Annotated in this window: 8 protein-coding genes; 3 read left to right on the top strand and 5 right to left on the bottom strand. The window is 74.5% G+C overall.

Annotation, left to right across the window (positions count from 1 at the left end; translation table 11 throughout):
* A complete protein-coding gene (locus EDJALFJO_RS27000) occupies nt 1-1,209 on the bottom strand; it encodes an iron-containing alcohol dehydrogenase (protein WP_233150059.1) in 1,209 nt (402 codons plus the stop codon).
* A 330-nt stretch (nt 1,210-1,539) separates the two neighbouring features.
* Nucleotides 1,540-3,252: a CHAT domain-containing protein gene (locus EDJALFJO_RS26995; protein ID WP_143448808.1), complete on the bottom strand. Its 1,713-nt coding sequence runs from the start codon at nt 3,250-3,252 to the stop codon at nt 1,540-1,542.
* Between the two features lie 18 nt (nt 3,253-3,270).
* Here EDJALFJO_RS26995 and EDJALFJO_RS26990 point away from each other — a divergent pair, with 18 nt between their 5' ends.
* Nucleotides 3,271-3,888: a hypothetical protein gene (locus EDJALFJO_RS26990; RefSeq protein WP_143448807.1), complete on the top strand. Its 618-nt coding sequence runs from the start codon at nt 3,271-3,273 to the stop codon at nt 3,886-3,888.
* 348 nt (nt 3,889-4,236) lie between these two features.
* Here EDJALFJO_RS26990 and EDJALFJO_RS34575 read toward each other — a convergent pair whose 3' ends face one another.
* Nucleotides 4,237-4,620 (bottom strand): hypothetical protein, encoded by a 384-nt coding sequence (locus tag EDJALFJO_RS34575; protein ID WP_158220582.1) that lies wholly within the window; start codon nt 4,618-4,620, stop codon nt 4,237-4,239.
* Here EDJALFJO_RS34575 and EDJALFJO_RS26985 point away from each other — a divergent pair.
* Nucleotides 4,612-5,541: a S8/S53 family peptidase gene (locus EDJALFJO_RS26985; RefSeq protein ID WP_158220581.1), complete on the top strand. Its 930-nt coding sequence runs from the start codon at nt 4,612-4,614 to the stop codon at nt 5,539-5,541. The genes EDJALFJO_RS34575 and EDJALFJO_RS26985 overlap by 9 nt on opposite strands.
* Before the next feature lie 159 nt (nt 5,542-5,700).
* Here EDJALFJO_RS26985 and EDJALFJO_RS26980 read toward each other — a convergent pair whose 3' ends face one another.
* Nucleotides 5,701-7,896 (bottom strand): alpha/beta fold hydrolase, encoded by a 2,196-nt coding sequence (locus EDJALFJO_RS26980; RefSeq protein ID WP_198950687.1) that lies wholly within the window; start codon nt 7,894-7,896, stop codon nt 5,701-5,703.
* Nucleotides 7,897-7,931: 35 nt separating this feature from the next.
* On the bottom strand, nt 7,932-9,032 hold the full coding sequence (locus EDJALFJO_RS26975) for a trans-aconitate 2-methyltransferase (protein WP_088289418.1): 1,101 nt from the start codon (nt 9,030-9,032) through the stop codon (nt 7,932-7,934).
* A 132-nt stretch (nt 9,033-9,164) separates the two neighbouring features.
* Between EDJALFJO_RS26975 and EDJALFJO_RS26970 the strand changes: the two genes are divergently transcribed.
* The gene (locus EDJALFJO_RS26970) at nt 9,165-11,906 is read left to right on the top strand and encodes a helix-turn-helix transcriptional regulator (protein ID WP_088289417.1); all 2,742 of its coding nucleotides are present in this window, start codon (nt 9,165-9,167) and stop codon (nt 11,904-11,906) included.
* Nucleotides 11,907-11,931 lie beyond the last annotated feature (25 nt).

The following is an 11,931-nucleotide window of genomic DNA, read 5'->3' as shown; positions in this document are numbered from 1 at the left end:
TCACAGGGCGGCCCGGAAGAGCGCCTCGACGGCGGACGCGTCGGTGTCGCGCGGGTTCGTCGTCAGGCAGGCGTCCTCGAGCGTGGTGCTCGCCAGCCGCGGCAGGTCGGCCTCACTGACGCCCAGCTCGCGCAGGCCCTTCGGCACGCCGACCCGGTCGCCGAGCGCCCGCACCCAGTCGGCGAGCATGAGTGCGGCCTCGGACGCCGGCACCCCGGAGACCGGCAGCCCGACGGCGTCCGCGAGGACGGCGAAGCGGCTCGGGTCGGTCGCCGCGTTGTAGCGGATCACGTGCGGCAGAAGGACTCCGTTGCACACCCCGTGCGGTGCGTCGAGCAGGCCGCCGACCTGGTGGCTCATCGCGTGCGTCGCGCCGAGGATCGCGTTCGTGAAGGCCAGCCCGGCCTCCAGGCTCGCCTGCGCCATCCCGGTGCGGGCGGGTTCGTCGTCCGGCTGCACGATCGTGCGCTCGAGGTCGCGGCCGATGAGCCGCACGGCGGACAGCGCATGGATGTCGGTCAGCGGGTGGTGCGCGCGGGAGACGTACGCCTCGATGCCGTGGGTCAGGGCGTCGAGCCCGGTCGCCGCGTTGAGGTCGTCGGGCATCGTCGTGAGCAGCCGCGGGTCGGTGAGCGAGATGTCGGGGACCAGGGCCCGCCCGATGATCGTCACCTTCATCGCGCGGGCGGTGTCGGTGACGATGCAGAACTGGCTCACGTCGGCGCCGGTGCCGGACGTCGAAGGGATCATCATGAGTGGCGGGATCGGCCGGTCGGCGCGGTCGACACCGGCGTAGTCGAGGATCCGCCCGCCGTTGCCGGACAGGATCGCGACGCCCTTCGCGGCGTCGATGCACGAGCCGCCGCCTATCGCGATGATGACGTCCGCGCCGGACTCGAGGTACCGCTCGTAGCCCGCGGCGATCTCGTGGTCCTTGGGGTTCGGGGTGACGTCGGTCCAGACGGTCGCGGGCAGCCCGACGGCGGCGAGGTGCCCGACGAGCTCGGCGACCCAGCCCGCCTCGACGATGCCGGGGTCGGTGACGACGAACGGCCGGCGGGCGCCCAGGCGCAGCGCGCAGTGCCCGGCCTCGGCGAGGCTGCCGTGGCCGAAGACGATCTCGGGCGCGTGGAACTTCACGACGGACGCCGGTCGCGCGGCGGCCGGCTCCGGTGCCGCCTCGGGGAGGTCGGGGAGGCTCAGCGTCACGATCGCGGCCTCCTTCGTCGGAGCGAACCAGCGCCCGCGAGACTCGCGGCGGCCCTTCGACGGTACCCCGCTGCGCAGCGTGAGCGCAGCAGCGGAAGCGGGCTTTCCGGACATGGGGCGTCCCGCGGGCACTGCGCTCATCGCGGTCCTCCTGGGGCGTCGTCGTCCCGTGCGGCGTCGTCGGAGGTCGGCGGGAGGTGGGTCCCCCGTCCTGCCCCGTGTGGTGACGGTAACCGACCGGGCGGGCCCGGTCCCCGGCCCCGGCGGCCAGTCCCGACCTGCCCGATCGGGTAGGTGTCTCGATCTTCGCGACGGTGTAGTGGACGGCCCTCAGGCGCCGAAGACGAGGAAGGAGGCGGCGGTCGCGCGGGCGAGGGCGTCGTCCGCGTGCTTCTCGCGGGCCTGGCGGGCGGCCTCGACGAGGCCGAGCCCGCCGGCGAGCCCGGCGTGGACGGCGACCATGAACCCGACCGTGGCGGCATCGTTCACCGGCGAGATCGGTGCGAGGACGCCGGTCGTGCCGAGCGAGACGAGGCACGTGACGAGGCCGAGCAGCTCGTCGGCGCCGGCCGGGGCCATGACGCCGGAGTCGCAGCTCGCGAGGACGATCCGGTGCGGGGGCCGGTGCAGGCGCTCGAGGTCGAAGACGGTGAGCGGGCCGTCGGCGAGGCGCAGCGAGGAGAACTGCGGGTTGTCCGAGCGGAACGTGCCGTGGGCGGCGATGTGCGCGAGCGCCGCGCGGTCGATCGTGGCGAGGACGCGCTCGGCGGTGGCATCCGGGCCGGTGAGCACGATGGGTTCCTTGTGCGCGGCCGCCAGCGCCCCGAGCTCGCCACCGCCGGTCGCGAGGCCCGGCCCGGAGACGAGGGCGACGTGCCCGTCGCGCGGCGGGCGGGCGGCGTCCGCCCGTCGCCAGGCCTGGCTGGACGGCGAGATCGAGACGCCGCGCTCGGCGAGCACGGGGAGCAGGGTCCACGGGGCGGCGTAGTGCCGGGCGGTCGTGACGAGGACGACGGTCTGCGCGCCGCTGCGCTCGATCTCGGCGGCGGCCGGGCCGAGCAGCCGGGTCTGGAGCTGCTGCCCGGCGGCGGCGAGGAGCTGGTCGGTGTGCCGGGCGGCGCCGCGGGCGGTGCGGCGGAGCAGGGTCTGGCCGTGCTGCACGGATGTCGCCGCGGCGTCGGCCGGGCCGACCTCGTGGAGCTTCGTGCGCCGGCTCGTCGCGGTGACGGCGTACAGGGTGCCGTCGAGCTCGAACAGCTCGACGAGGGCGATGCCGTCCGGAGGCCGCCAGCGGTCGGCTGTGCTGGTCCGCGCCCGTGGGCTGCTGTCGACGGGGGCCGGGCCGGCCTCGCGGCGCAGCGCCCGGGACCGCACCGACGCCTCGAGCTGGTCGCGCCGGCGGCGCAACCGGGCGAGGGCCGCCTCGTCGCCCTGCTGCTCGGCGAGCTGCCGGCTCACGTCCCGGACGGCGGCCAGCTCGGCGACGAGCGCCGGATCGGCGCGGTCCTGCGCGGACGACGGCAGCCACTGGGTGCTGCGCAGCCGCTCGTTCCAGCGGACCGCCTTGTGGGCGTCGTTCGTCGCCACCGCGTGCCGCAGTGCGATCTCGACGAGCTCGCGGCCGTGGGTCGTCGCGGTGGCCCGGGCCTCGGTGGCGCCGAGGGTGAGGCGGTACTCCTCGAGGACGTCGAGGCCGCGTGAGCAGGCGGCGAGCATCGCTCGGGGGTTGTTCATCGTGCGGCAGAGCAGGGCCTGGGCGAGCCAGCCGGTGACGCGGTCGATGGCGGAGCCGCGGCGGCGGGAGGTGGCGGCTGCGGTGAGATGGGAGATGGAAAGATCTGTACGACGGGCGGCGAGCGCGATCCTGGCGGCAACGAGATGGGCGTGCGCGGCGTTCTCGAAGCCCAGCCTTCTGAGCCGCAGCGCGAGAGTGCTTGCCCGGGTCGCGTCGAGGCGCGACGGTAGGCGGTCCGCGATGGCTGCCCCCAGCGCGACGAGTCGTGCTTGGTCTGCCCAGGCGGGCCGCCCCTGACTCTCGAACAAGCGAGCTGCTGCCTTCGCATGACGCTCTGCGTCGGTGTGCTGCCCGATCGCGACGGCCGCACTTGCGGCGATGAGGTGCAGGTCTGCGACGGCCATTGGCCGACTTCTCAGCCGACCAGCCTTCGACAAGGCCGTAGTTGCCGTCACGTGCGCGTCGGACGACAGTCCCGCCGCGATGAGCGCCCAGCATTCTGTGAGATCCAGTTCCGGCACGAAGACATCGAGTGCTTCGTACTGACGCCGACTCTGGGCGAACAGCTCGAGAGCCCGCGGGAGCCTGCCGCCGGCGATGGCGGCGGCGCCGCAGTGATGAGTGGCGATCGCGTGCTCGAACTGCTGCCCAGCTCGCTCGAAGTGCTCTGCAGCTGCGGTGAACTCTGCTTCGGCCAGGTCGGTCTCTCCCAGAGCGAGTGCGACGACCGCGTGGTTGTTCCTTGCGCGTACCTCCCACAGTTCGTCACCTGCCCTGTGCAGCAGCGTCACAGCGGCCGAGAGTTCTTCGAGGGCCTCGTGCTGGTGCCCCTTCAAAGTGAGGACATACCCGAGCCGCACAAGGACGCGCCCTGCCGCCGCGCCTCTAACCAGCGAACGCGCTGTGGTGAGGCAGGCGATCCCCGCCGTCGTGTCTCCCTGTAAGGCGAGGGTGACACCCAGCGTCGACATGATGTCGGCGCTGCGTGCGGTGTCGCCCATCGTCTCCGCGGTCTTGAGTGCCCGCCTGAGCTCGCGACACGCTGCGTGGGTTTCCCCACGGTCACGAAGCACGATGCCGAGTGCCTGGCGAGCGGTAGCTGCTGCGGCCGGGTCAGGTTGCCCCGCAAGGATCGACCGAGCCCGACGCTCAGCCTCCAGTGGGCGTGACATGGCGAGGGCTAGCAGCGCCTCCGTGTCGAGAGGCTGCCGACGTCGCGTTCTGGTCGGCATGGAAAGACCATAGACAGGTTGCACACATGGCAACAGACTTACCCATCGCGGGCACGTAGATCATTCGGGGCGAAGGAGTCGGCCATGCCGATCGACAGACGGTCCGTCCAGCGCGAGCAGACGGAGCTTCTGCTCAGTGCGTTCGAGGGGCAGGTCCAGACCGATCCGCCGAACTGGCCTGATGTGCCGAAGGGCGAGGAGCCGGGGTTGCCGCCGCGCGCCGTGTTCAGGCGAGGTCGGCTCGTCGTCCGCGACGGATATCTCAACCTCGTGATCCGAACTCTCGCAGCACGATTCGACAGCGACCTGGCTGCGTTCGAAGTCATCCGGCCGAACCTGTTTGCTGGCATCTCCCAGATCGCGCTTCCGGACAAGGTCGACGTCCTCGAGGCACTCGCAGAGGTCGAGGCCGAACTCGGGGTCGATGTCGCAGCCGTGGATCACCTGCTGTCGATCACGCCACCGATCCTGCCGGGTTCTCGTTGCCCGGCGACCGAGCCGGAGTACGTCCCCGAGCACTCCCGGCCTTGGCCCCCGCAGGCGAGCGGCAGTCCCGACGGCGCCGGGGTCCTCGTCGGCGTCATCGACACGGGCCTCTTCGAGAACGCCGGCACCGACCATGACTGGCTCGTCGGGGTCACCGGCGAGTACGAGAAGGAGACCGACGGAGCGGGCAACATCCCCGTCTACACCGGGCACGGCACCTTCATCGCCGGCGTCGTGCGGTGCATCGCGCCGCGTGCCGACGTCCACGTGCTGCGCACCTTCTCGCTCGCCGGCGGTGCCTTCGAGACCGAGATCGCGATGCGGATCGTCGAGATGCTTCGCGCGGGTGTCGACGTCATCAGCCTGTCGGCCGGCACCTACGCGTACGGCAACAGCGGGATGCTCGCGCTGCGCCACGTCGTCGAGACGATCCTGCCGCGGCACAAGGGTGTCGTCCTCGTCGTGTCCGCCGGCAACGACTCGGTCCGCGACCCGTTCCTGCCCGCCGCGATGGCGAACACCGTCGCCGTCGGTGCGCTCTCGGCACGCGGAGACGACCGGGCGTGGTTCTCGAACCACGGCGGCTGGGTCGACGTCTACGCACCGGGCGAGGACCTCGTCAACGCCTTCGCGCACGGCTGCTACACGTACCAGGAGTCGCCGCGGAAGGGTGAGACGCAGGAGTTCTCCGGGATGGCCCGGTGGAGCGGCACGTCGTTCTCCGCGCCGCTCGTCGCCGGGCTCATCGCGGCGCGGATGTCCGCGACCGGCGAGAACGGGGTCACGGCCGCGCAGCGGCTCGTCGAGTTCGGGCAGACCCAGGCGATCCCGGGTGTCGGCGCCGTCCTGCGCCCCGGGGACGCGCTCGCCGGCGACTGACCCACGAACCGGGCCCTACGCCGTCCGGCATCTGAGACAGCCGTGCCGCAGAACACACCAACGACCCGGGAACACGGCGTGTCGGGCGTTGGAGCGCTCTTGTGACGACCGGGGGTACGGCTGTCTCAGGGCTGCGTGGCGGACCGGGCCGAGGGGCCGTCAGAGCAGGTCGGCGAGCCAGCCGGCGACCTTCGCGGCGCCGTCCGTCGCGACCGGACGCGACGTGACCGGCGTCGTCAGGGCTCGCGCGACCTGGGCGGCGAGGGCGTCGGGGTCGCACGCCTGCGCGTAGTCGAGGCAGTGCCCGGCGCCGTACCGGTCGAGGCGGTGCCGGACGTGGATGTTCTGCTCGAAGTGGTTGCGCAGCGGCACGTAGACGAAGGGCCGCCGGTTCGCGGTGAGCTCCATCGTCGTCGACAGCCCGCCCTGCACGACCGCGACGTCGCACGCCGCGAGGTGCTGGTGAAGGTCCGGCAGGAAGCCGTGCACCTCCAGACCCGGCCGGGCGGGGATCGCGTCGGGGTCGATCCGCGGGCCGGTCACGAGGACCACCCGCAGCCCGTCGACGGCCCGGCGCATCGCGGGGACGGCGTCCGCGACCCGGCGCAGCAGCGGCAGCCCGACGGCCGAGCCGCCGACGCTGACGACGCACACCGGCTCGTCGTCCCGGTAGCCGAGCCGCTCCCGCAGGGCCGCGCGCTCGTCGTCCCCGACCGGCGTCAGGCCGCTGACGTACCCGGCGAAGTCGAACTGCGACCGCGTCCACTCCGCGATCTGCGGCAGCCCCGGCCCGAACGACGCCGGGACGACGTCCTGCGGGTCGCCGACGAACACCGAGCGGTCGCGCAGCGCGGGGAAGCGCGCCCGGTGCTCGAGCATCTCGGCGTTGTAGTCGGCGGTCAGCAGGCTCTGCCGCTCGCCGCCGTCCGGCATCGGCAGCCAGCCGACGAAGTCGGTGAGCCAGACGAACGGCGCCCGCTTGAGGCCGGGGTTCTCGTGGAGGAAGTGGTCGACCTCCCAGGCCTCGTCGCCGACGACGAGGTCGTACCCGCTCGCTGCGACCTCGTCGAAGAGCATGAAGTTCGCGACGAGGATCTCGTCCATCCGGCGGATCGCCGCGAACGCGTCGAGGTCGTGGTCGGCGCACTCGCTCTCGACGTGCCGGCTCTCGCTCGCCAGGGACGCCGAGGCGGGGTGTACCCGCTCGCCGCGGTGCTCGAGGAACCGGCTCACCGGGTCCTGCGCGAGCCAGTCGACCTGCAGCCCGGGGTGCAGGGCCCGCAGCTCCGCGGCGATCGCGGCGTCCCGGCGGGCGTGCCCGAGCCCGATCGGGGACGACAGGAACAGCGCCCGCTTCGGCCGGTCCAGGCCGCGGGCCCAGGTGCGGCGGGCCGGGGCGGACGGCGGCCCGGACACCTTCTCCGCGAACGCCTTGATCTCGTGGTTGACGAGCACCGGGTCGCGCGCCGGCAGCCCGTGCCCGCCGCCCTCGACGAGCAGCAGCTCGCCGCCGGTGAGCTCGGCGAGCCGCTCGCCGATCGCGCTGGTCCTGACGGCGTCCTGCGTGCCGTGGACGACGAGCACCGGGCAGCGCAGGTCCCGGCAGAGAGGTTCGAGCGGCGTGCAGACCGCGCCGTCGCAGCCGAGCCGGCCCGCGGTGACGGCGGCCAGCACCTCCGGGCCGGTCTCCCGGCCCCAGACGAGACAGTCCTCGATCTGCTTCGTCGAGTGCGGCTCGCTGAACATCCGGCCGAAGAAGAACTCGAGGAACCGGTCGTACCCCTGCGGCCCCGACTCCAGCCAGAACGCCTTGTTGTACATCGCCCAGCCGTCCGGGTCCGGGGCGGGCGGCCCGTCCCACGCATGGGTCTCGCGGTGCGGCTGGGCGACGTCCAGTCCGCACGACGCGGCGATCGCGACGATGCCGTGCACCCGGTCGGGCCGCATCGCCGCGACCCGGACCGCCCACGAGACCCCGCACGACAGCCCGACGAGCACGGCCCCGGGCACGCCCGTCGCGTCGAGGACGGCGAGGGTGTCGGCGGCGTACTCCTCGTCGGAGTACGCCGCCGCCTCCGCGGGGTGCCCCGAGGCCCCGCTGCCCCTGCCGTCGAACGTCGTGACCCGGAAGTGCCGGCCGAGGAACGCCGTCTGGGCCCGCCAGACCCGCGACGGCACGATCGACCATGTCGGGAGCAGGACGACGTGCGGCCCGGTCGTGCCGAACCGCTCCCAGGCCAGCTCCACGCCCTCGCGGACGACGACGCCTGCCGCGTCGGGCAGCGCCGCCCGGCTGCCCGGGCTGTACGCCGTCCGCCCTGCGGCCGTGCCCGCCGCCGGCATCGTCGTCGTCATCGCTGCCCCGCCCCTGCGTCACCGACCCGCGCGGGTCAGCGACGCACCTCGAAGACGTTGTTGAACGGAGTCTGCGCCGCGATCCGGAACCGCGTGAACCCCGCGGTCGTCACGACGTCCCGGATCCGGGCCGGACCGGCCTGGGTGCCGAGCGCCATGCCGACGTCCTGGGCCAGCGAGGACGGCGTGCACAGCAGCGTCGAGAAGCCGTAGTACGCCCGGCCGACCGGGTTGAGGTTGTCCTCGACGGCGTCGCCGGCGACCGGCTCGACGATCATCCACGTGCCGTCCTCGGCGAGGTTCGCGAGCACGTGCTGCGCGGCACCGATCGGGTCGCCCATGTCGTGCAGCGCGTCGAACGTCGTCACGAGGTCGAACGGGCCGCCCGCCAGCGCCGTCGCCGTGGCGGCCTCGAAGCGGACCCTGTCGCCGACCCCGCCCTCGGCGGCCCGCTCCCGGGCGATGGTGACCGACCCCTCGTGGTAGTCGGAGCCGACGAAGAGCGACGCCGGGAAGGCCTGCGCCATGAGCACCGTCGAGGCGCCGTGCCCGCAGCCGACGTCCGCGACCCGGCCGCCCGCGGTGAGCTTCGGGACGACGCCGTCGAGCGCCGGCAGCCAGTCCGCGACGAGGTGCGCGTGGTAGCCGGGGCGGAAGAACCGCTCGCAGCCGTCGTGGACGTCGGCGTTGTGCTCGTGCCAGCCGACGCCGTCGCCCGTCCGGGCGGCCTCGAGCACGCCGGGGGCGTCCCGGACGGTGCCGTGCGCGATCTGGAAGAAGCCCGGCAGGTAGACCGGGCTCGTCTCGTCGGTGAGCGCCACCGCGTGCTCGGCGGGCAGCGTGTACGTCCGCGACGCCGGGTCGTACGTGACGTACCCGCCCGCCGCCTGCGCGTTGAGCCACTCCCGGGCGTAGTGCTCGCCGGTGTCGGAGAGGTCGGCGAGCCGGGACGCCGTGAGGGCCCCGTGCGCCGCGAGCAGCCGGTAGTAGCCGAGCCGGTCGCCCATGACGACGAGTGCGGTGTTCAGCGTGGCGCCGACCTCGTCGACGGCGCGGAACACGAAGGCCATGAGCTTGTCCATGTCGATCTCGGGGGCGGCCGGTGCGGTCGCGGTCCCCGGGTCTGTCGTCGTCATCGTGCGCTCCTCGCAACAGTGGGTGGGTGTGGTCCCACCGTCGTCGCGGGTGCGGGCACGTCGCATCAGGGGACCCACCTGGTCCTGGCCGCGACCGCCCCCAGGGGGCACCGGGGTTCCTAGACTGGCGCGATGCTCATCGGCCGGGCTGCCGAGCGGCAGCGGATCGACGGCCTCGTCGCCGGGGCCCGGGTCGGGCGTGCCGGGGTGCTGGTCGTCACCGGCGAGGCGGGCATCGGCAAGACGACCCTGCTCGGGTACGCCCGCGACCACGCGGACGGCGTCCGGCTGCTCGCGGCGGTCGGCAGCGAGGCCGAGCGGGACGTCCCCTTCGGCGGCCTCTCGCAGCTGCTGCGCCCGACGGACGACGACCTCGCGCTCCTGCCCGGACCGCAGGCCGAGGCGCTCGCTGTCGCGCTCGCCCTGCGCGCCGGCGTCGTCGGCGACCGGCTCGCCGTCGGGGCCGCCGTCCTCAGCCTGCTCGTCCGCTGGAGCGAGGACCGCCCCGTCGGTGTGGTCGTCGACGACGCGCACCTGCTCGACCGGCCCTCGGCCGAGGCGATCGCGTTCGCCTGCCGGCGGCTGCTCGCCGACCCGGTCTTCGTCCTCGTCGCGGCGCGCACCGGCGAGGAGGGCGCGCTCGTCACGGCCGGGCTGCCGGCGCTGGTCCTCGGCGGCCTCGACCGGGACGGCGTCGCCGCGCTCGCCGCCGGCGCGGGCCACCCGGCCGGCCCGGAGCGCAGTCGGTTGCTGCACGAGGTGACGGCGGGCAACCCGCTCGCCGTGCTCGGCCTCGTCCACGAGTCGGGCAGCAGCCTGTCGTCGGCGCTCGGCTCGCCCGCACCCGTCGCGGTGCCGCAGGCACTCACCGCCTGGTACTCCGAGCAGATCACCGCGCTCGGCCCGCAGACCCGGCGGCTGCTGCTCGTCGCCGCTGCGGGCGGTGCCGACCTGGGGGTGCTCGCCCGGGTCGCGGCGGCCGACGGGGTGGACCTGCAGGCGCTCGCGCCCGCCGAGCGGGCCGGGTTCGTCACCGTCGGCCCGGCGCGTCTGGCGTTCGCGCACCCGCTCGTGCGGGCCTCCGCCTACGCCCTCGCCTTCCCCGACGAGCGGCGCGAGGTGCACCGGCTCGTCGCCGACGCGCTCCCGGCCGAGGACGTCGACCGCCGGGCCTGGCACCGGTGCGAGGCGGCGATCGGACCGGACGACGCCCTCGCGGCGGAGATGGCCCGGGTCGCCGCCACGGCCGGCAGCCGGGGTGCGCACGCCGTCGCGGCGTCTGCGTCCGAACGCGCGGCGCGGCTCGTCACGGGGGCGGGGGAGCGGGCCGAGCACCTGCTCTCGGCAGCGGAGTCCGCGTGGCACGCCGGGGACGGCGACCGGGCCGTCGACCTCGTCGACGAGGCCGTCCGGCTGCCTGCGTCGACGCAGGTGCGGGTGCGGGCCCTCGCACTCACGGGGGACATCTCCGCGCAGCGCGGTGACCCGGCCAGGGCCCGGCGGGCGCTGCTCGGGGCCGCTTCCACCGTCGCGTCGACGGACCCGTCCCAGGCCGTGCTCCTGCTGGCCGACGCGGTGAGCGTGGGGTTCTTCCAGGGCTCGGCCGCGGCGGCGCTCGACGCGGGCCGCCGGCTCACGGTCCTGCTCCGCGGGGACGTCTCCGGTGCGGCGCGCGGGGTCGGGACGCTCGCGGTCGGGATGGCGCAGATCCTCGCGGGGCGGGCAGGGGGCGAGCAGATCCGTGAGGGTGCGGCCCTGCTCGACGCCGCGACGGCTGCGGAACGGGTCGGCATCCGCCCGGCCTGGCTCATGTACGGCCCGCTGTTCCTGCGCGAGCGGGGCGCCGTCCGCAGCCTCGTCGCGACCGCGCTCGACGAGGCCCGGGCCCGCTCGGCGATCAGCACGCTGCCGACCCTGCTCTTCACGCTCGCCCGGGACGACGCGACGACCGACCGCTGGGACAGCGCCACCGCGCACTACTCGGAGTGCGCCGCGCTGGCCGGTGAGCTCGGGTCCACGACGACGCTCGCGCTCGCCGTCGCCGGGCAGGCCTGCCTGGAGGCCCGGCTCGGCAACGCCGACGCGTGCCGTGCGCTCGCCGCCCAGGCGCTCGAGCTGTGCGCCGAGTACCCCGTCGACATCGCGCGGGTCTGGGCCGAGCAGGCGCTCGCCGAGATCGACCTCTCCCTCGGCGAGGTCGGTGCGGCCCGCGAGCGGCTCGCCGACCTCGAGGGCATCCTCACCCGGCTCGACCTCGCCGACCCCGACGTCTGGCCCACCCCGGACCTCGTCGAGGCCCTGCTGCGCGCCGGTGAGCCGGACGCCGCGCGGGAGGCCGCCGAACGGTACGCCGCCGCGGCCGACCTCAAGGGCCTGCCGTGGGCGAGGGCCCGGGCGGCCCGGGCCTGCGGGCTGGTGGCACCGGGCGAGGACCTCGACGTCTGGTTCACCGCCGCGCTCGACCTGCACGCCGCCACCCCGGACCGGTTCGAGGAGGCGCGGACCCGCCTCGCCTACGGCGCCCGGCTGCGCCGCGCGCGCCGCCGGGTCGACGCCCGCGGGCAGCTGCGGGCCGCGCTCGCGGCCTTCGAGCGCCTCGGCGCGCAGGTGTGGGCGGCCACGACCGCCGCCGAGCTCGAGGCGACCGGTGAGGTCGCCGCCCGGCGGGACGGCTCGGCGCACGAGCGGCTCACCGCGCGCGAGCTGCAGGTCGCCGTCCTGCTCGCCGAGGGCCGGACGACGCGGCAGGCCGCGACAGCGCTGTTCCTCAGCCCCAAGACCGTCGAGTACCACCTGCGGCACGTCTACACCAAGCTCGGCGTGACGACCCGGGCCGGCCTCGTCGAGCGGCTCGGCGGCGCCGGAGCGGTGTGAGTCGCGGCATCGTGCCGGCTCTGCT

This window comes from Kineosporia sp. A_224 (assembly GCF_002198655.1).
GTDB lineage: Bacteria > Actinomycetota > Actinomycetes > Actinomycetales > Kineosporiaceae > R-H-3.
The sequence above is the reverse complement of the archived record's forward strand: the minus strand, read 5'-3'. Positions and strand labels throughout refer to the sequence as shown.